16 protein-coding genes are annotated in these 20,655 nt (G+C 65.6%); 9 read left to right on the forward strand and 7 right to left on the reverse strand.

Annotation, left to right across the window (positions count from 1 at the left end; genetic code table 11):
- Positions 1-42 precede the first annotated feature (42 nt).
- The 3 genes from ASE83_RS15740 to ASE83_RS15750 all read right to left on the reverse strand — a co-directional run bounded on the left by ASE83_RS15740 (position 43) and on the right by ASE83_RS15750 (position 5,332).
- Complete coding sequence (locus tag ASE83_RS15740) at positions 43-3,063, reverse strand: TonB-dependent receptor plug domain-containing protein (protein ID WP_055899694.1); 3,021 nt, start codon at positions 3,061-3,063, stop codon at positions 43-45.
- 188 nt (positions 3,064-3,251) lie between these two features.
- Positions 3,252-4,661, reverse strand: coding sequence for an adenosylhomocysteinase (gene ahcY, locus ASE83_RS15745; RefSeq protein WP_055792381.1), 1,410 nt, complete (start codon positions 4,659-4,661; stop codon positions 3,252-3,254).
- A gap of 110 nt (positions 4,662-4,771) precedes the next feature.
- Entirely contained in the window at positions 4,772-5,332 is a 561-nt protein-coding gene (locus ASE83_RS15750; RefSeq protein ID WP_055792503.1) for a YqgE/AlgH family protein, read from the reverse strand.
- Between the two features lie 116 nt (positions 5,333-5,448).
- Here ASE83_RS15750 and ASE83_RS15755 point away from each other — a divergent pair, with 116 nt between their 5' ends.
- The 3 genes from ASE83_RS15755 (at position 5,449) to ASE83_RS15765 (ending at position 8,074) form a co-directional block, all read left to right on the forward strand.
- Positions 5,449-5,931: a peroxiredoxin gene (locus ASE83_RS15755; protein WP_055792386.1), complete on the forward strand. Its 483-nt coding sequence runs from the start codon at positions 5,449-5,451 to the stop codon at positions 5,929-5,931.
- A gap of 190 nt (positions 5,932-6,121) precedes the next feature.
- The gene (locus ASE83_RS15760) at positions 6,122-6,436 is read left to right on the forward strand and encodes a hypothetical protein (RefSeq protein WP_055792391.1); all 315 of its coding nucleotides are present in this window, start codon (positions 6,122-6,124) and stop codon (positions 6,434-6,436) included.
- 186 nt (positions 6,437-6,622) lie between these two features.
- Complete coding sequence (locus ASE83_RS15765) at positions 6,623-8,074, forward strand: AMP nucleosidase (protein WP_055792394.1); 1,452 nt, start codon at positions 6,623-6,625, stop codon at positions 8,072-8,074.
- A 177-nt stretch (positions 8,075-8,251) separates the two neighbouring features.
- Here the strand turns inward: ASE83_RS15765 and ASE83_RS15770 are convergent, their stop codons facing one another.
- Entirely contained in the window at positions 8,252-9,778 is a 1,527-nt protein-coding gene (locus ASE83_RS15770) for a lipopolysaccharide biosynthesis protein (protein WP_055792397.1), read from the reverse strand.
- A gap of 166 nt (positions 9,779-9,944) precedes the next feature.
- On the opposite strand from ASE83_RS15770, the gene ASE83_RS15775 reads away from it, so the two are divergent.
- Complete coding sequence (locus ASE83_RS15775) at positions 9,945-10,328, forward strand: DUF305 domain-containing protein (RefSeq protein ID WP_055792401.1); 384 nt, start codon at positions 9,945-9,947, stop codon at positions 10,326-10,328.
- Between the two features lie 142 nt (positions 10,329-10,470).
- Here the strand turns inward: ASE83_RS15775 and ASE83_RS15780 are convergent, their stop codons facing one another.
- Together ASE83_RS15780 and polA are read right to left on the reverse strand one after the other, a co-directional pair.
- Positions 10,471-11,121 carry a hypothetical protein gene (locus ASE83_RS15780; protein ID WP_055792404.1) on the reverse strand — a complete coding sequence of 217 codons (651 nt, stop codon included), beginning with the start codon at positions 11,119-11,121 and terminating at the stop codon, positions 10,471-10,473.
- Entirely contained in the window at positions 11,118-13,877 is a 2,760-nt protein-coding gene (gene polA / locus ASE83_RS15785) for a DNA polymerase I (RefSeq protein WP_055792407.1), read from the reverse strand. Before polA ends, ASE83_RS15780 begins: the two co-directional genes overlap by 4 nt.
- Positions 13,878-14,056: 179 nt before the next feature.
- Between polA and chrA the strand changes: the two genes are divergently transcribed.
- The gene (gene chrA, locus ASE83_RS15790) at positions 14,057-15,235 is read left to right on the forward strand and encodes a chromate efflux transporter (protein ID WP_055792410.1); all 1,179 of its coding nucleotides are present in this window, start codon (positions 14,057-14,059) and stop codon (positions 15,233-15,235) included.
- A 58-nt stretch (positions 15,236-15,293) separates the two neighbouring features.
- Complete coding sequence (locus ASE83_RS15795) at positions 15,294-15,788, forward strand: TlpA family protein disulfide reductase (RefSeq protein WP_055792413.1); 495 nt, start codon at positions 15,294-15,296, stop codon at positions 15,786-15,788.
- Between the two features lie 249 nt (positions 15,789-16,037).
- On the opposite strand, the gene typA is transcribed toward ASE83_RS15795, so the two are convergent.
- Entirely contained in the window at positions 16,038-17,882 is a 1,845-nt protein-coding gene (gene typA / locus ASE83_RS15800) for a translational GTPase TypA (RefSeq protein WP_055792415.1), read from the reverse strand.
- A gap of 375 nt (positions 17,883-18,257) precedes the next feature.
- Here typA and ASE83_RS15805 point away from each other — a divergent pair, with 375 nt between their 5' ends.
- The 3 genes from ASE83_RS15805 to ASE83_RS15815 all read left to right on the forward strand — a co-directional run bounded on the left by ASE83_RS15805 (position 18,258) and on the right by ASE83_RS15815 (position 20,557).
- Complete coding sequence (locus tag ASE83_RS15805) at positions 18,258-19,448, forward strand: toxic anion resistance protein (protein WP_055792417.1); 1,191 nt, start codon at positions 18,258-18,260, stop codon at positions 19,446-19,448.
- 4 nt (positions 19,449-19,452) lie between these two features.
- Positions 19,453-20,151 carry a hypothetical protein gene (locus ASE83_RS15810; protein ID WP_055792420.1) on the forward strand — a complete coding sequence of 233 codons (699 nt, stop codon included), beginning with the start codon at positions 19,453-19,455 and terminating at the stop codon, positions 20,149-20,151.
- A 67-nt stretch (positions 20,152-20,218) separates the two neighbouring features.
- On the forward strand, positions 20,219-20,557 hold the full coding sequence (locus tag ASE83_RS15815; protein WP_055792423.1) for a hypothetical protein: 339 nt from the start codon (positions 20,219-20,221) through the stop codon (positions 20,555-20,557).
- Positions 20,558-20,655 lie beyond the last annotated feature (98 nt).

Genomic DNA, 20,655 nt, shown 5'->3' on the forward strand with positions numbered 1-20,655 from the left:
CGCAACCCGGCGACGGATCGCCGCCGCCGGTCGTGCAAGTCGTTACATCTTCACCCGTGCGCCGGCGAAGAAATAGCGGCCAATCGTCTGCTGGATATACGTTACATCGGCGATGTCCGGCTTCTGGCCGAACACGTTGTTGACACCGCCATAGAATTGGAAGCGGTCGGTCGCGTCGAGGCTGACATAGATGTCATGCTGCCACATCGCCTTGATGTACTTGTATTCCGGCGCCACGACGTCCGGATTGTTCTGGTTGGTCAGATTGGCATAACGCAGCGTCTTGTCCATGAAGTTGACGCCGTAATTGACCGTGACGTTCTCCAGCGACCAGGTGAGATCGGCGTTGGCGCTGTACTTGGGTGCACGATACAGCGCTTCCTGACGACGGTCGGTGACAGGCGCCCCCGGCGTGCCGATGAACTCCAGCTTGTCGAGATAATTGCCGACCATGCGCAGATTGAACCGCCCGGCGGCGCCCGCGTCGATCGCATAGTTGATGTTCACGTCCAGGCCGGCCGTGCTGAAGCGCGCGACGTTCTGCGGGGCCACGACGAAGCTGGTGATGTTACCGACCGCCGCCGTATTGCTGGCGACGTTGGTGCGGGTGATCGAGCGGCAGAAGACATTGTCCAGCGTCGCCTGATCGACGCACAGCCGGGCGACCTCGTTCGCCGCGACGGTGTTGATCGCACCTTGCAGGTTGATGTCGTACCAGTCGGCGCGCAGCGACAGCCCCGGCAGGAAGCGCGGCTGGACCACCGCACCGGCGGTCCACGTCGTCGCCTCTTCCTCGCGCAGCGCCGAATTGCCGCCCGAAAAGCCCGAGATGTTGGTCGAGCGCGCGTCGACGTAATTGGCAGGATCGGCCACGCCCAGGCCGCTCAGCAGCGTGCGGCAGTTGGCGGCGCGGGTAGCGGTGCCGTTCTGCAACTCGGCCTTGTCGCACGGATCGGTGATGAAGGCGAAAGTCTGCGACCGGCCGGAGAACAGCTCGCCGATGTTCGGTGCGCGCACCGCCTTCGAATAGGTGCCGTTGAAGGTGATGTCCTTCACCGGCGCATAGGTGCCGTTGACCTTCCACGTGGTCGTGCGACCGATCGTGGAATAGTCGGAAATACGGATCGCGGCGCCGGCGCTCAGGCGATGGGCGAAGGGCAGGTCCTTCAGGATCGGTGCATCGAGTTCGGCGAACCCTTCCTTCACGTCGAAACTGCCTTCCTCGCGGCCCAGCGAGTTGGTGAAGGTCAGGCCCTGCGCCGCGATGGGATCGGGCACGAACCGGCTCTCTTCCTTGCGATATTCGCCGCCCAGCACGAAATTGATCGCGCCGCCGGGCAGTTCGAAGAACTGGCCGAAGTCGCCCGTGACCGACCCCGACACGACATGCTGGCGTAGGCGCGACCGGTCGGTGGTGGTGGCGCGTACGAAGTCCAGCGCCGCCTGGCTGGGGGCACCATCGCCGAACAGGTTCAGCGGGACGCATTCACCGGGGCGGAAGGTCGTCGGGTTGACGACGGTGCGGCTGGCATCGGGCTGGTTCGGAACCCAATTGGGGTCCAGATTGACGCGGCAGGTGATCTGCCCGTTGGCCGGGTTCCGCACCGCGTCCAGCGCCGCGAAGAAGCGGTCGTTATAGGTGTTGTTGACGTAGCGGTTGGCGATGTCCGACTGGCCGAAGACATAGGAGACTTCGTAGCTGGCATGATCGTTGATCGTACCCTTGGCGCCGACGACCCCGCGATAGGTTTCGCGGGTGATCGTCTCACCACGCTGGCCGATGTCGAAATTGTCGCGGGTCAGCCAAACGCCGCCATTGCCGAGGTTCGGCAGGCCGGCGGGCAGGTACGGATTGTCGTCCGGCACCAGCAGATAATAGTCGAAGGACGGCTGGCCGACGGTGAACGACTTGGTGCGGGCATACTTGCCTTCGGCGAACAGCGTCAGCGCGGGCGACACGTCGTAATGGGTGATGAGGTTGACGACGTGACGGTCGATGCGCGGCAGCAGGTCGTTCTGGTAGTCGGCGACGCTGGTGCCGCTGCCCCCCTGTGAGAAACCGGGGCGCAATACGGTGCCGAGCTGGAACGGCACCAGTTGACCGGAGGCGTTGACGAAATAGTCGGGCTGGCCGTCGAAATCGACGTCGATACCGCCCTGGCGCGCAGTGTCGTTGTAGCGGACGTCGTTGGTCGGGATATTGTCCGGGATTCCGTTGCTGGCGCCACCGCTATAGCCCTGCCGGAACTCCGGATCGTTCGGGTTGCGGTTGAAGGAGACGAACCCGGTCCCCCGCAGCCGCGCGCGGTCGCGCGATTCGAGGCGGCTTTCCGAGCCATATTCATAGGCCAGCGCCACGTTGCCGCGACCATCGCCGAAGTTCCTGCCGGCGGTCACCGCCAGCAGGCGCTTGCCCGCATCGCCATATTCGGAAATCCCGGCCTGGGCGCGGGCGGTGATCCCTTCGAAATTGCGCTTCAGGATGAAGTTGACCACGCCGGTCACCGCGTCCGCGCCGTACACTGCCGACGCGCCGCCGGTCAGAACGTCGACCCGCTCGACCAGATCGCTGGGAATGGTGCTGACGTCGACCGCCTGCGACCCCGGAACGGAGGCGACCTGACGACGCCCGTCGATCAGCACCAGCGTGCGATCGGTGCCGAGGTTACGCAGGTTCAGCGTGTTCAGGCCCGACCCGCCGATCCCGACGCCGCTGCCCGCGGTATCGGCCGAGGTCGTCGACCCCTGCAGCGCGGGAACCTGGGCGATGATGTCGGTCAAATTGGTGCTGCCCGCCTGCTGGATCGCGGCGGCACTGACCGATACGACCGGGCTGGGCGATTCGAAATCGGGGCGACGAATGCGGGTGCCGGTGACGACGATCTCGTCGCCGTTGCTGGCATCTTCGGGCGTCTGCGCGGCGGGGTCCGCCGGGATCGGCACGTTGTCGGTGTTGCCGGGTGCAGCCGTCTGCGCGACGGCGGACGCCGACGCCATCAGCGCGGCGATGACAACGGCACTGCGCGCGACACCTGCACGCAAACGCGACGTTGACTGGTTCATGGAACGGACCCCTTATTTTACAAGTTACGCGTATTCTTACGATACGTCGTTCGGAACGTTTGCAACGTGTCGAACGGTGTCCGGGGTCCTTCCGATGACGTTTCCGCGACAGGCGTTGCAAAGACGCAACAAAAAGGGCGGACATCCAATCGGATGCCCGCCCCTCTGGCGCTCGATCGCAGACGCGATCAGTAGCGATAATGGTCCGGCTTGAACGGCCCTTCGACCGGCACGCCGATATAGCTCGCCTGCTTCGGGGTCAGCTTCGACAGCTTCACGCCCAGCTTTTCGAGGTGCAGCGCCGCGACCTTTTCGTCGAGGTGCTTCGGCAGAACGTACACTTCGTTCTTGTAGTTCTCGCCCTTGGTCCACAGCTCGATCTGCGCCAGCACCTGGTTGGTGAACGACGACGACATCACGAACGACGGGTGGCCGGTGGCGCAGCCCAGGTTCACCAGGCGGCCCTTGGCCAGCACGATGATCTGCTTGCCGTCGGGGAACTTCACCAGATCGGTGCCCGGCTTCACTTCGTCCCACTCATAGTTCGACAGGGCGGCGATCTGGATCTCGCTGTCGAAGTGACCGATGTTGCACACGATGCTCATCGGCTTCATCGCCGCCATATGCTCGGCGGTGATGACGTCGGCATTGCCGGTCGCGGTGCAGAAGATGTCGGCGCGGGTCACCGCCTCGTCCATCGTCACGACCTCGAACCCTTCCATCGCCGCCTGCAATGCGCAGATCGGATCGACCTCGGTCACCATCACGCGCGCGCCGCCGTTGCGGAGCGACTGGGCGCTGCCCTTGCCGACGTCGCCGAAGCCGGCGACGCAGGCGACCTTGCCGGCCAGCATCACGTCGGTGGCGCGACGGATCGCGTCGACCAGCGATTCCTTGCAGCCGTACAGATTGTCGAACTTCGACTTGGTGACGCTGTCGTTGACGTTGATCGCCGGGAAGGGCAGCTCGCCCTTCTTCGCGATCTCGTACAGGCGGTGGACGCCGGTCGTCGTTTCTTCCGACACGCCCTTCAGGTTCTTGACGGTTTCGGTCAGATAGCCCGGGCGCTTGGCGATGAACGCGTTCAGCGCACGCTGGAACTCGACCTCTTCCTCGTTCTCCGGCTCGCCCAGCGTCGCGCCGGCTTCGAGCTTCGCGCCCCACAGCGCGAACATGGTGGCGTCGCCACCGTCGTCGAGGATGATGTTGGCGGTTTCATCGCCCCAGTCGAAGATGTCGCCGACATAGTCCCAATAGTCGGCCAGGCTCTCGCCCTTGATCGCGAACACCGGCACCCCGGCGGCGGCGATGGCGGCGGCGGCATGGTCCTGCGTCGAGAAGATGTTGCACGTCGCCCAGCGGACGTCGGCGCCCAGTGCGGTCAGCGTCTCGATCAGCACCGCGGTCTGGATCGTCATGTGCAGCGAGCCGGTGATGCGCGCGCCCTTCAGCGGCTGCGACGCGCCGAACTCGCTGCGCAGCGCCATCAGGCCCGGCATCTCGGTTTCGGCGATGTCGATTTCCTTGCGACCGAAATCGGCGAGGCCGATGTCCTTGATGACGTAGTCGGTCTGCTTGTCGGCAATGGCGGTGGCCATGGGTAGCTCCTGCATAGGGCCATGGGGCGCGCCCATGGCGGATGCCCCGCCTCTACCCAGCCACCTGCCGAAACGCAAATCCTATATAAAGATTCCTTTATATGCCGCGTTCAGGCAGTGCCCGCGCCCAGCGCCAGCAACCGGGGGTCAATCCCGGCGGTTTCGAACCCCCCGCGCCACCGCCCGGTCGTCGGCACGTCGAACAGCAGCGCGGCATCGCCATCGACGTTCATCCAGCCATGGCGCGACAATTCGCTTTCCAGCTGGCCCGCTTCCCACCCGGCATAGCCCAGCGCGATCAGATAGTGCGCCGGCCCGGTCCCCGCCGCGATGGCGCGCAGCACGTCGATCGACCCCGACAGCGCCCATTTGCCGGCCACGTCGATCGTGTCCTGCCCGCCCCAGCTGTCGTCGTGCAGCACGAAACCGCGCCGCGTCTCGACCGGCCCGCCCAGATGGATCGGCGCGTCGGGCGCCTCGCCCAGTTCGATGTCAAGCTGCTTGAGGAGCGCGTGCAGGCCGAGACCGTCGATCGTATCGCCGATGCCGACCCCCATCGCGCCCTCTTCGTCATGCGTACACATCGCGATCACCGCATGGTCGAACCGTCGGTCACCGATCCCGGGCATGGCGAGCAATATCTGTCCGGCAAGGAATCGCGTCTGTTCCATCATGGAAACGACGCTAACCGCGCCCGCGTCCGAGCGCCATGGTTGAAAAGGTCCGCGCGCGCTCCCACGCTGCATGACGGCGCGCAGGATGCGCCTAGCCCGAAGCGGAGAAGTTCATGACGATCAAGGTCGGCGACCGCCTGCCCCACGCCACGCTCGCCAAGGTCACGCCCGATGGGCCGGACCAGGTATCGACCGAGGATTTCTTCGCCGGACGCCGCGTCGCGGTCTTCGCAGTGCCGGGCGCCTTCACGCCGACCTGCTCGGCCAAGCACCTGCCCGGCTTCGTCGAACAGGCAAAGGCATTCCATGACAAGGGCGTGGACGAGATCGCCTGCACCGCCGTCAACGACGCGTTCGTCCTGTCGGCCTGGGCCAAGTCCGGCGATGCGGGCGACAAGGTGACGATGCTGGCCGACGGCAATGCCGATTTCGCCAGGGCGGTCGGGCTGGACATGGACAGTTCCGCCTACGGCATGGGCACCCGATCGAAACGCTATGCGATGGTGGTGAACGACGGCGTGGTCGAAGCGCTGCATGTCGAAGCGCCGGGCGAGTTCAAGGTCAGCTCGGCGGAAAACCTGCTCGCGTCGCTGTAGGAACGTTCGGTATTCGCCGGCATCCATCACCTCCAGAACGTCACCCCGGCGTAAGGCCGGGGTGACGAACGTGCTGCTCGGTTCTTGCACCGACACGCCGGTCATTTCCCGCCGGCCATAACGGAACCTGGGACGACGGTTCGAGTTAGTCGGTAGTTACGCAGCCATATCGATCAGGAAAGGGAACGTCATGACCGACACGACGACCACCAAGGATGTCGCCAACGACATCGCCGAAACCTCGGGCACGCTCGCCGAAAAGGCATCGGCAACCTATGCCTCGGCAAAGGAGAGCGTCAGCGACGCCGCCGCCAAGTCGCGCGATGCGGTCAGCAGCGCCGCCAAGTCGACCGCCGAAACCGTGAAGGCGCATCCCGGTGCCACCGCCGCGATCGTCGCCGGTGCCGCCGCCGCCATCGCCGGTGCTGCGTTCGGCGCGTCGAAGCTGATCGAAAAGAAGCGCGAGGCCGACGCGCTGCCGAAGGTCCCGCCCTCGGCCACCTGAGCTTCACGTCAGCTTCTTCGTTCATCCTGAGTAGCCATTGAGCTTGTTGAAAGGGCGTATCGAAGGACCGTCGCCGCACGGTGCTTCGATACGGACCTTCGACAAGCTCAGTTCCTACTCAGCACGAACGGGTAGTTCGTTATCGCCCCCCTTGCACTGCGCCGCGCCACGCCTTAGCCACGGTCGATGACGCAGGCTTCCCAGATCGTTGCCGAACTAGATCGGCTTTACACCGCCTCGGTCGCGCGCCTTCGCGCTGCGCTGGACCAGTATCTCACCGATGGCATGCCCCCGCCCTCCTCGGCACGGGTCGACGGATCGTTCGCCTATCCCGAAATCCGCCTGACCTATCGCGGCAGCAGCGAGCGGCCCACGCCGTCGCGCGCCTATGGCCGGCTGACGACACCCGGCGACTATCGCATCAGCGTGACCAAGCCGGCGATGTTCGCCGCCTATCTGACCGAACAGCTCGACCTGCTGATCGAAAATCACGACGTGACGGTCGAGGCAGTGGCCGGGCGGCAGGAAATCCCGTTTCCCTATGTCCTCGACGCCGGCCATGCGCTCAGCCTCGATGCCGTATCGGCGACCGAACTCGCGCGCCATTTCCCGGCGACCGAACTGGCGCATATCGGTGACGAGATCGCCGATGGGCTGTGGGTCAGCCATGACGACCACCGCCCGTTGGCGCTGTTCGACGGCCTGCGCACCGATTTCTCGCTCGCGCGGCTGCGCCACTATACCGGCACGCCGCCCGAACATATCCAGCAATATGTCCTGTTCACCAACTATCACCGCTATGTCGACGAATTCGTCCGCTGGGCGGGCGAACAGTTGAAGCCGGCTGCCGACGGCACGCCCAGCCGCTATACCGCGCTGTCGGGCGCGGGCGGCGTGCTGGCCACTGCCGGCGACGATGCCGAACAGATGGTCAGCGACAGCGCGTGGCGGCGGCACCAGATGCCGGCCTATCACCTCGTCGCGCCCGACGGCACCGGCATCACGTTGGTCAATATCGGCGTCGGCCCGTCGAACGCCAAGACGATCTGCGATCATCTGGCGGTCATGCGGCCCGAGGCGTGGCTGATGATCGGCCATTGCGGGGGCCTGCGCCCCAGCCAGCGGATTGGCGACTATGTACTGGCCCATGCCTATCTGCGCGACGATCATGTGCTGGACGATGTGCTGCCCCCCGAAATCCCGGTCCCGGCCATCGCCGAGGTGCAGGTGGCGATGGCCCGCGCGGCGGAGATCGTCTCGGGCCAGTCGGGCGACGAACTCAAGCGCCGCCTGCGCACCGGCACCATCGTCACCACCGACGACCGCAACTGGGAATTGCGCTTCAGTCGGTCGGCACTGCGCTTCTCGCTCAGCCGGGCGGTGGGCATCGACATGGAATCGGCGACGATCGCCGCGCAGGGCTATCGCTTCCGCGTCCCCTACGGCACGTTGCTATGCGTGTCGGACAAGCCGCTGCACGGCGAACTGAAGCTGCCGGGACAGGCCAACCGCTTCTACGAACGCGCGATCAACGAACATATGCGCATCGGCATCGAAGCGTGCGAACAGTTGCGCCAGGAAGGCACCCGCCTGCACAGCCGCAAGCTGCGCGCGTTCAACGAACCGCCCTTCCGCTAAGGGCGACGCGCCCACCCCCACGGAGCAATCCACCTGCCAGCAAACGTCGCCCCAGCGAAGGCTGGCGCCTCACGTGGCTCCTGCTGCGCGGTACACGCGGGAGATCCCAGCCTTCGCCGGGATGACGCATGTACCGACGGGGTCCGCGCTGGACGTGGGACGACGGTCGTCCCGCCCCTACACCTTGTACCGGTCGGTCGGAATCTGCGCTTCCCCCGCCGCGGCGCTCTTGTGGAACAACGCCTTGTCCTCCGGACGGAACGCCCAGCGCCACAGGATCGCGAAATAGGTGGCGAGGATCAGGGGAATGCCGAACAGCATCTCGGCCCATTCGAACCGCTTGGGCAGCTGCATGATCGCCGACCCGACGATGGTCGCCGCCAGCACCGCCCACACGAACGCCGGCCGGAAATCGCGCACGCTGTGCCCCAGCAATTTCGACAACAGCCCGGACTTGATGACCGACCCCAGCCCGACCGAAACACACAGCGCCATCGCCGGCCCGACGGCCGCATAATTCTGCGGCAGGTCCAGCCTGCGCATCAGGAACACCAGTGCAAAGCTCAGCACGACCTGGAACGTCAGCAGCCCGATCGAGATCATCAGGTTACGGTGCCGCGCGATATAGACCAGCGCCGCCTCCGACACCGCCCCCTTCGCCGCCAGCACTTCGGCGATCAGCAGGAACGACAGCGCGCCCGCCCCGCTCACAAACTCGCGCCCGACCACGCCCATCACGCCCGATGCCGGGATGCTGCCCGCCAGCGCCAGCGCGGCCTGTGCGGTGATGATCCAGAAACCGACCTGCCGTACCTGTCGCGCGACCGCACCCTTGTCGTTCGCGGCCAGGCTCTGGGTGATGACCGGGCCGAGGACGGGATCGAAGCTGGTTTTCAGCTTCTGCGGCAGCGACGCGACCTGCTGCGCCATGTAGTAAATGCCGACGATCGCCGGCCCGAACAACAGACCCAGAATGAAGCGGTCGACGTTGCGCGTGCCCCATTCGATCGCATCCGCCCCGGCCAGCGGCATGTTGCGCTTCACCAGCGCCAGCATCGGGCGCAGGTGCGGCGACCACCCGACCGGCAGGCCATAGCTGCGGATGAACGGCACGATCGACGCCACCAGCGCCGCCGCCATCGCCAGCACATAGCTCATGATGAGGCCGTCGCGCGTCGAATAATAGCTGAGGCCCCACGCCGCGATCGAGATCGTCCACGGCTCGACCACCGCACGCGCCGTCACCGCCGCCTTGACGTTCAAGCGATAGGCGAGCGCGGCAAGGCTCACGTCTGACCACGCGATCGCGAACACGATCAGCGGCAGGAGGCGTTCGAACCCGATCACCTCGCTGTTCGGGTACATGATCTGCGGAAACACGAACAACACCGCACTCGCCGCGACCGACAGGATGAACGCGACCGCCAGTGCATCCCACACGACATGCGCGTGCGGCCGGTCGGTCGACGACAATGCCTGTGCCAGACCGCGCTTCAGCCCCAGCGTCGCCACCAGCGCCGCCAGTTCGACCACCAGCACCGCCAGCGCGAACCGCCCGACGATTTCCGGGCCATAGATGCGCCCGGCGATGAACAGGAACGGCAACCGCGCGACTAGGCGCAGGACAAAACCGAACACATTCGTCCGCCCACCCTTGGCCAGGGCGGCGATATCGTCGGTCGGCGGGGTGGGCGCGTCGGTCATGCGGCGCGCGAAGGATCGATCATCGCGGCCTCTTACGCTAGGGCGTCCGCTCTCCATAGCCCCCGTTTACGCTTTGAACGCGGGGTGCGGCTTGCGGGCAACGGTCGCGTGCGGGAACGATCCGGCACGCCGTTCCTTGGACCATCGATAGCGACGGAGACGATGGATGAAGGCACCCGCGACGATCCTCACATTGGCCCTGCTGGCCGCCTGTTCGCAGCAGCCCACAGGCGCCAATACGGCCGAATCCCACGATGCCATGTCGCACGATGCGATGATGACCGCCACCGCCGACGATTCCGAAGCGACGCGGGGCTACAAGCAGTCGATGGCCGACATGATGACGAAGGCCCCGCCCTATAGCGGCGACGCCGACATCGACTTCATGCAGCAGATGCGCGTCCACCATGTCGCGGCGGTGGCGATGGCGCGGACCGAACTCGCGCACGGCAAGGACGCCGAAGCCCGCGCACTGGCGCAGGCGGTGATCGACGCGCAGCAGAAGGAGATTGAGCAGATCGACCGCTGGCTGCGGGCGAAAGCCCGCTAAGCAATTACGAAAAGCCGATCTGTGAAGGTTTAGCCTTGGCGTCATCCCAGCGAAGGCTGGATCTCTCGATGACAACGTACAGCAGAAGAGGCTCGAGGCCCAACCTTCGCCGGGGCGAGTTCTCTGGCAAATGGGTCAAACGCTAGAAGGGCGCGGGATAGGTCTTTGTCACGACAACCCGATCCGGGTTGCGCGGATCGAACTGCATCGTGACGATCGATCTCGTTTGTCCTTTCAACGAAACGGCAAACCCACCGCCGTCCCGCGACAATATCCATGACTTGCGGGTCGCAAGGTCCTGCAGGATTGACGCCCGCGAACGGCAGAACTTCGCGTCGCCGGTATCGTCCTTGCAATCGAACGCCACGCGGACGCGCCCCGTCCGGACCGCTTCGACCTGTGCCAGCATTGCTAATCCCGCCATCTGGTCGATGCCGGGGTTCACATGGACATAGCCGGTCGTCGGGCACGCCGACCTTCCCGTCAGGACGATCTCGGTCATGGCATAGACGGAATCGAGGATGAACGGCCCGTGCCGCTCCAGCGTCGGTGAACGGAAAATGGCCCGCCACCGCCTGCGGACACATCCGCTACCGTTTCGTACCGGCTGCTCGATCAGATCACGTTCGACAAAGCCGGGCGGTGCCAGATGCCCCGGTTCGACCATCGCAACCGCCTCGACAGGCGCGTGCGTCTTGCCGCGCAGCACCGTCGCTCCGGCTTCGGCAGGCGACAATTGGTCGACCGCCGCAACGGTCGGTGCCGCTTGCGCCAGCAAAAGCGCAACGATCAATGCGCCGCACCCCAGCTCGGCCCCGTCCCGATCTCCACGCCCAGCGGCACCGTCAGCTGCACCATCGGCTCCGCCGCCGTTTCCATCACCCGCCGGATGACCGGCGTCGCTGCCTCGACCAGGCCTTCGGGCAGTTCGAACACCAGTTCGTCGTGCACCTGCAACAGCATCCGCACCTCGCCCAGCCCCGCCTCGGCCAGCGCCGGTCCCATCCGCGCCATCGCCCGCTTGATGATGTCGGCGCTCGTCCCCTGGATCGGCGCGTTGATCGCGGCGCGCTCGGCACCCTGTCGTTCATGCTGCACCTTCGACTGGATGCGCGGGAAATGCGTTTTGCGCCCGAACAAGGTCGTGGTGAAGCCGGTTGTCCGCACGCTCTGCGTCGTCTCGGCGATATAGCGGTTGATGCCGGGGAACCGGTCGAAATAGCGATCGATCATCGACTGCGCCTCGTCCGCGCTCACGTCCAGCCGCCCGGCCAACCCCCAGCGGCTGATGCCGTAAAGGATCGCGAAGTTGATCGTCTTGGCCCGCCCGCGCGTATCGCGGTTGACCTCGCCGAACAGTTCTTGCGCTGTGATGCTGTGAATGTCATCGCCGCGCGCGAAGGCGTCGCGCAGCTGCGGCACATCGGCGATATGCGCCGCCAGCCGCAGCTCGATCTGCGAATAATCGGCCGCGAGGATGACGTTGCCCGGCTCCGCCACGAACGCATCGCGGATCTGCCGCCCGACTTCGGTCCGGATCGGGATATTCTGCAAATTCGGATCGGTCGACGACAGCCGCCCGGTCTGCGCACCGGTCAGGCTGTACGACGTATGCACCCGCCCGGTCGCCGGGTTGATCTGCGCCTGCAACGCATCGGTATAGGTGCTCTTCAGCTTCGACAGCTGCCGCCAGTCGAGCACCTTCGCCGCGATCACCGCGCCGGGCGAATCCTTGTCGGCGGCGATGCGTTCCAGTTCGTTGACGTCGGTCGAATAGACGCCCGACTTGCCCTTGCGCCCGCCCTTGATCCCCATCGTCACGAACAGCACATCGCCCAGCTGCTTCGGCGACCCGATGGTGAATTTCGTGCCCGCCAGCTCATGGATTTCGGTTTCCAGCGCCGCGATGCGCGCGGAGAAATCCTCCGACAGCTTCGCCAGCACCTTCGCATCGACCTTGATCCCGGCCTGCTCCATGTCGGCGATCACGCGCACCAGCGGGCGGTCGACCATCTCATACACCCTGGTCGCCTGCTCATAGGGCAGCCGCGGCTTGAACCGCCGCCACAGCCGCAGCGTCACATCGGCATCCTCGGCGGCGTAGCGCGTCGCGGTCTTCAGGTCGATCTCGCCGAAGCCGACCTGCTTCTTCCCCGTGCCCACCACATCCTTGTACGCGATGCAGCTATGCTGGAGGTGGGTCGCGGCCAGTTCGTCCATGCCATGCCCGTGCAGGCCCGCATCGAGCGCGAAGCTCATCACGATCGTATCGTCATAGGGCGCGACGTTCAGCCCGGCGCGCGCCAGCACGATCATGTCGTATTTCAGATTGTGGCCGATCTTCAGGACGCTTTCGTCCTCGAACAATGGCTTCAACGTCGCCAGCACCGCCTCGCGCGGCAACTGGTCGGGTTTTTCCGCGAACATGTCGGTCCCGCCATGGCCGATCGGAATATAGCAGGCGAGGTTCGGATGGACGCCCAAGCTCACCCCCACCAGTTCGGCCCGCGTCGCATCCAGCCCCGTCGTCTCGGTATCGATCGCCACCCAGCCCTGATGCCGCGCCACCTGTACCCAGCGGTCCAGCGCCTCCTGCGTCACCACCGTCTCATAGGCGTCGTAGTCGCACGCCGGCTCGTCGTCCTGCGCCACCGGCGCGGCCGGCGTCTCGACCGGCGCATCGGCGACCGTGCCGAGCTTGGTCAGCAGCGTGCGAAAGCCATGATGTTCGAGGAAGGCGCGCAAGGGCGCCTCCGGTATCCCCTGCAATTCCAGCGCATCAAGCGGTTCGGGCAGCCCGCCATCGCACTTCAGCGTCACCAACACCTTCGACAGCCGGGCATTGTCGGCATGGTCGATCAGATTGTCGCGCAGCTTGCCCTTCTTCATCTCCGGCGCGGCGGCCAGCACCGACTCCAGATCGCCATGCTCGTTGATGAGTTTGGCGGCGGTCTTCGGCCCCACCCCGGGCACGCCCGGCACATTGTCGACGCTGTCGCCCATCAGCGCCAGCACGTCGCCCAGCTTGTCGGGCGTCACGCCGAACTTCTCGACCACATGTTCCGGGCCGAGCGTGCGGTTGTTCATCGTGTCGAGCATGTCGACCGACGGATCGGTCATCAGCTGCATCAGGTCCTTGTCGGAACTGACGATCGTCACCGCCCACCCTTGCGCCAGCGCCGCCTGGGTATAGCAGGCGATGATGTCGTCGGCCTCCAGCCCCGCTTCCTCGATGCACGGCAGGCTGAACGCCCGCGTCGCGTCACGGATCATCGGGAACTGGGGAACCAGATCCTCGGGCGGCGGCGGCCGATGCGCCTTATACTGGTCGTACAGGTCGTTGCGGAACGTCTTGGACGACTTGTCGAGGATGACGGCCATATGCGTCGGCCCGTCGGCCTTGTGCAGCGCGTCGGCCAGCTTCCACAACATGGTGGTATAGCCATAGACCGCCCCCACCGGCTCGCCATGCTGGTTGGTCAGCGGCGGCAGCCGGTGATAGGCGCGAAAGATATAGCCGGAGCCGTCGACGAGATAGAGATGGGGCATGGCCGCCAGATAGCAGCGGGACGGGGCGGGCGCGAGGGGGGACCGCACCACGCCGCTTGACTTCGCATCGGTCGACGGGCCAGATTTCGCGCACGGGCCGGTGCGGACGCCCGTTCAGGCGGGCGACTGCCCAAGTTCCGCTCCATCGGCTGCTTGTCGCGGCCCGTAGGAGCGTGCCCATGGATCCTGCCCCGCCCCGTCCCCCTGCCCTGTCGCTGATCGCGCTGTTCGGCAGGTTCCTGCGCTTCGGCTGCCTCGCCTTTGGCGGACCGGTCGCGCAGATTGCGATGCTGCGACAGACGCTGGTCGAGGAGGAACGCTGGATCGACAAGGCGCGGTTCAACCGGTTGCTCGCCGTCCTGCAGATCCTGCCCGGACCCGAGGCACACGAACTCTGCGTCCATTTCGGCGTGCTGGCGCGCGGGCGGATCGGGGGTCTGCTCGCTGGCCTCGGCTTCATGCTGCCCGGCTTCTGCCTGATGCTGCTGGTCGGCTGGCTGTACGTCACCGTCGTGCAGGGCAGCGTGGCGCTGGGCGGAATGCTGCTCGGGATACAGGTCGCGATCCTCGCCTTAATCCTGCGCGCGGTGGTGCGGATCGGGCAGCATGTCGTCGAGGACCAGTTGCTGGCGATCCTCGCGCTGGCGGCGGCGGGGGCGACACTGGCCGGCGTCCCCTTCTGGATACCGTTGCTGGTCGGCGGCGGCGCCTGTGCCGCGAAGGATCGCCCCGGTCTGGCGACCGCGATCGGCCTTGCGGGGATCGCCGTTGCCGTGACCGCTCTCGCCGTCGTCGCACCTGTACCGCCGACCTCCGTCGCACGGCCGCTGACCGTCCTGGCCCTGTTCCTCGCCGGGCTGAAGGGCGGGCTGCTCACCTTCGGCGGCGCCTATACCGCCATCCCCTATGTCCGCGCCGATACGGTCGGGCGCGGCTGGATCGGCGATGCGGCGTTTCTCGACGGGGTCGCCTTCGCCAACGTCATCCCCGCGCCGCTGGTGATCTTCGCGACCTTCGTGGGCTATGTCGCGGGTGGCCTGACCGGTGCGCTGGCGATCACCCTTGGCATGTTCCTGCCCGCCTTCGCCTTCTCGCTGTTGTTCTTCGAACGGCTGGAGGGGATCGTCGACGCCCCCTCCCTGCGCCACGCGCTGACCGGCGTGGCGGCGGCAGTCGTCGGGATCATCGCGGCGACCTTCGTGCAACTGGCGCTGGCGACCGGTGGGCGGGTCGATGCGCCGGGCGTCGGCATTGCCCTGTTCGCCGTCGCACTGGCGATGGCGTGGCGGCTCAAGGGCGGCTGGGTGACGCCGGCGATCGTCGCGGTCGGTGCGGGCGTCGGCCGGGTACTGCTGTAACCCCCGCTTGACGTCTTCCCCGCGGCGAAGAACATTGCCGGCGGGGGGAACATCGTCAATGCGCAACTGGATTCTGCCGCTCGCCGCCGCACTACTCGCGGCCGCGCCTGCTTCCGCCAGGGAACTGAAGGTCGGACAGCCCGCGCCGCCGATCGAACTGACGCTGGCCGACGGTACGAAGACCACCATCGCCGAACATCGCGGTGAGGTGATCCTCGTCAATTTCTGGGCAACGTGGTGCGTGCCGTGCCGGGTCGAACTGCCGCTGCTCGACGCCTATTATCGCAAGATCAGCAAGCACGGCGCCCGCGTCTTCGCCGTGACGACCGAAGGATCGGTGCCGATCTTCAAGATGAAGGCACTGTTCGCCGCGCTGGCGATCACCCCGGCCAAGGGGATCAGGGGCATCGACCGCAGCGTGCCCGCCGTGCCGACCAACTACATCATCGATCGGCAGGGCATCGTCCGCTACGCCAAGGCCGGGGCGATGGATCTCGACGATCTCAACCGTGAGCTGATCCCGTTGCTGCGGGAAGCACCGCCGGAGAGTTGAGCTTAGGCGCCGCCGGAGGGTCGGCGACCGGGTGACCCTGCTCGTCACCCCGGACTTGATCCGGGGTCCCGCTTTTTTCGACCGCCGTCCAACAGCGCTCGCGGATTGGACAATGCGTCGAACAAAAACCGCCCCGGAATCGCTTCCGGGGCGGTTTTTCTTTCCGGTGGCCCGACGTGGCAAAGCCACGTCGTCGGTCCTTGCCTTGGGCAAGGCCGGCCGGGCGAGCCTTGTTCGGCTCGGCGCAGCTTACGCTGCAGCCTTGGCCCGGCTCGCCTTCTTCCGCTCGTGCGGGTCCAGGTGCCGCTTGCGCAGACGAATGTTCTTCGGCGTCACCTCGACCATCTCGTCATCGTCGATATACGCAATCGCCTGTTCCAGCGTCATCTTCTTGGGCGGAGTCAGGCGGATCGCGTCGTCCTTGCCGCCCGATGCGCGGAAGTTCGTCAGCTGCTTCGCCTTCATCGGATTGACCTCGAGGTCATCCGTCTTGGCGTTCTCGCCGATAATCATGCCTTCGTACAGCGCTTCGCCGTGCCCGACGAACAGGATGCCGCGCTCTTCGAGCGGACCCAGTGCATAGCCCTGCGCTTCGCCGGCGCCGTTCGAGATCAGCACGCCGTTCTTGCGGCCTTCGATCTGGCCCTTGTGCGGGCCGTACTTCTCGAACAGCCGGTTCATGATGCCGGTGCCGCGCGTGTCCGACAGGAACTCGCCGTGATAGCCGATCATGCCGCGCGACGGCGCGGAGAAGGTGATGCGCGTCTTGCCGCCGCCCGACGGGCGCATGTCGGTCATCTCGGCCTTGCGCAGGTTCATCTTCTCGACGACCGTGCCCGAATATTCCTCGTCCACGTCGATGATGACGGTTTCGTACGGCTCGGTCTTCTTGCCGTCCTCGTCCTCGCCGAACAGCACGCGCGGACGCGAAATGCCCAGCTCGAACCCTTCGCGGCGCATCGTTTCGATCAGCACGCCCAGCTGCAATTCGCCGCGACCCGCAACTTCGTAGCTGTCGCGATCGGCGGCTTCGGTCACCTTCACGGCGACGTTCGATTCGGCTTCGCGGAACAGGCGGTCGCGGATCATGCGCGACGTGACCTTGGTGCCTTCACGGCCAGCCATCGGCGAATCGTTGACCGCGAAGCGCATTGACAGCGTCGGCGGATCGATCGGCTGCGCGTGCAGCGGCTCGGTCACCTGCGGGTCGCAGATCGTGTTCGACACGGTGGCGACGGTCAGGCCGGCCAGCGAAATGATGTCGCCCGCCTTGGCTTCTTCGACCGGCACGCGGTCGAGGCCACGGAACGACATGATCTTCGACGCGCGGCCCGTCTCCACGACGTTGCCGTCATTGTCGAGCGCGTGGATCGGCTGGTTGAGCTTCACCGTGCCCGAATTGACGCGCCCGGTCAGGATGCGGCCGAGGAAGTTGTCGCGGTCGAGCAGCGTCACGAGGAAGGTGAACGGCACATCCTCCACTTCCACCTTGGGCGCGGGGACGTGCGAAACGATCGTCTCGAACATTGGGATCAGCGTGCCTTCGCGCGCGTCCATGTCGGTCGAGGCATAGCCGTTGCGGCCCGACGCATAGAGCACCGGGAAGTCTAGCTGTTCGTCATTGGCGTCCAGCGACACGAACAGGTCGAACACCTCGTCCAGCACTTCCTGGATGCGCGCGTCGCTGCGGTCGACCTTGTTGACGACGACGATGGGCTTGAGGCCCAGCGCCAGCGCCTTGCCGGTCACGAACTTCGTCTGCGGCATCGCGCCTTCCGACGAATCGACCAGCAGGACGACGCCGTCGACCATCGACAGGATGCGCTCCACCTCGCCGCCGAAATCGGCGTGGCCGGGGGTGTCGACGATGTTGATGCGGATCGATTCATCGCTGCCCGGCGGGGTCCAGTCGACCGAAGTCGGCTTGGCGAGAATGGTGATCCCGCGCTCCTTTTCGAGGTCGTTCGAATCCATCGCGCGTTCTTCGACGCGCTGGTTGTCGCGGAACGTACCGGACTGACGGAACAACTGATCGACGAGCGTGGTTTTGCCGTGATCGACGTGGGCGATGATCGCCACGTTGCGAAGGCTCATGGTATTTCCTGGATCATGCGGGAGTGCAATTGGCCGCGCGCTTAGCGTATTTCCTTGGAAACCGGAAGTCCCCCCTTTGCTGCGCTGCGGCGTGGGGCGGGAAGAAGTAAGGTTGGTTCACGCGGAGGCGCGGAGGCGCGGAGGAAGTGCGTTGGGGACAAACCCCTTCCGCGAAGCGGCTGTATCGCCTCGGGTACAGCAAGCGCAGACGTCTCTCGATCGCGAGGCTCCTCCGCGAACGCACCTCCTCCGCGCCTCCGCGCCTTCGCGTGAACCGACCTTCTTCTTCGACCAACAAACTGTATTATTCCAACAGCACACTTGAACCGCCCTCCGTTCCCCGCCATCAATAGGGCAAGGACCGCTGGAGGACGTATGGCGACGCAGACTGAAGAACCCGCGCTGGTGCTGACCCCGCCCGATCCGGTGCCGACGCTCGCCCCGGCCAAGGCCGCCGGGCTGGTGCCGGTCGACGATACCAAGCGCACCGAATTGCAGCGCCGCGTCGACGATTTCATCGACCAACTCGTCGCGCAGGACGCGAACTCGCCCGCATTCGGCAAGCGCGTCGACGCGATCAGCAACCTCGGCGCGCGCGAAATCCGCGAGGCGGCGGGCCAGTCGAACCGGTTCCTCGACCGTCCGGTCAAGGCGATGGACCAGGAATCGGGCGTCGGCGCCGACCTGGCGCAACTGCGCCGCACGATCGAGGACCTCGATCCCGGCAAGCAGGGCAATCTGCTGGAGCCGAAGAAGCTGTTCGGCATGATCCCGTTCGGCAACAAGGTCCGCGACTATTTCGACGGCTACAAGTCGGCGCAAAGCCACATTGCCTCGATCCTGAAGCGGTTGCAGTCGGGCAAGGACGAGCTGCTGATGGACAATGCCGCCATCGACACCGAGCGCGCGAACCTGTGGACCGCGATGGGCCGCCTCGAACAGATGATCTATCTGTCGAAGGAAATGGACGGCAAGCTGGAGGACCGCGCCAACGAGCTGGATCACACCGACCCGGCCAAGGCCAAGGCGATCCGCGAAACCGCGCTATTCTATGTCCGCCAGCGCAGCCAGGACCTGCTGACCCAGATGGCGGTGACGGTGCAGGGCTATCTCGCGCTCGATCTGGTCAAGAAGAACAATGTCGAGCTGGTGAAGGGCGTCGACCGCGCCAGCACCACGACGGTCGGCGCTCTGCGCACCGCGGTGACCGTCGCACAGGCGCTGACCAACCAGAAGCTGGTGCTGGACCAGATCACCGCGCTCAACACCACCACCGCCAACATCATCGATTCCACCGGCAAGCTGCTGCGTTCGCAGACCGCGACGATCCACGAACAGGCCGCCGCCTCGACCATCCCGGTCGAGGTGCTGCAACGCGCCTTCCAGAACGTCTATGACACCATGGACGCGATCGACACGTTCAAGCTGAAGGCGCTGGATTCGATGAAGACCACCATCGGCACCCTGTCCAACGAGGTCGAAAAGTCGCGCGGCTATATCGCCCGCGCGGAAGGCGCGTCGCAGAACGCACAGGGCGGCGAAACCTTCAAGCTGGAGGCGATGTAACGCGATGTCGCGCAGCGACGAAGTCCTCGAACGCGCCAATCTGACGCTGGAGCGCGCGCGCGAACGCCACGGGGTCGTCGCCCCGCGCGCGCGGCGGCGGCGGGAGGCGGAGGTGCTGCGGCGCGTGGGCCGTATCGCCGCCGCCGATGGCGCGATCCTGCTGGCGGCCTTGATGTTCGGGTGGTTCGTGCCGCTGGGACTGGGCGGCGCGATGCTGGTCATGGCGCTGCTGATCGCCGCCACCGCGCTGTTCGCGCTGATGCCGGTGACGCGCGAGGTCGCGGTCGAACAGCTGGCGCAGGCCCCGATCAAGTCGCTGCCCGCGCAGACCGAACGCTGGCTCGCCACGCAACGCCCCGCCCTGCCCGCCCCCGCCATCACGCTGGCCGACGCGATCGGGATCAAGCTCGACACCCTGTCGGCCCAGCTCGCGACGCTTCCCGACGACGAATCGGCGGCAGCGGAAGTGCGCAAGCTGGTCGGCGAACAGCTCCCCGAACTGGTGCGCGGCTACCAGCGCGTCCCCGAACCCCTCCGCCGCGTCGAACGCAACGGTCGCACGCCCGACCAGCAACTGGTCGACGGGTTGAAGATCATCGATGGCGAGATCGCGGCGATGACCCGGCAACTGGCACAGGGCGACCTCGACAGCCTGGCGACCCGCGAACGGTTTTTGCAGATCAAGTATCAGGGCGAGGAATAGGGCCGATAGACCGCGCACCCGGCCGCCGCCGTTCCGTTTTTGCCCGCGCCAAAACAGGGGATTTCCGGTGCATCGGATATTTGCCGTTTTCTGCCTTTCGCTATCGGTCCCCGCAGCTGGACAGGCCGCGCGAACCTTTCCGATCCTGCGCGCGGGCCAGCCGGTCGTCTGCGCCGACCTCAACGACGGCGATCAGGATCTGCGTGAAGTCATGCGCCAATGGATCATCGGATTCTGGAGCGGCATGAATGTCGGAGAGCGCGCGCAGGCCGGCTCCGTCGGTCGGAACACGTCCGCAAGCGGTGTCTTCGGCGAAATTGCGTTATTCTGTAAATCCCACCCGTCGATGCTGATCGATCAGGCGACGTTTGCCGTGCGGGAGCGGATGCGCAAGGCGGGGAACTAGGCTCAGGACTCATTGATTGAGCCAGAAGATGAAGGTGGCGGCGAATGCGATGGCGGACAGGAAGGTGTGTGCGCATCGATCGTATCGGGTGTGAATAC

Origin of the sequence: Sphingomonas sp. Leaf32 (assembly GCF_001421765.1) — a bacterium.
Lineage (GTDB): Bacteria > Pseudomonadota > Alphaproteobacteria > Sphingomonadales > Sphingomonadaceae > Sphingomonas.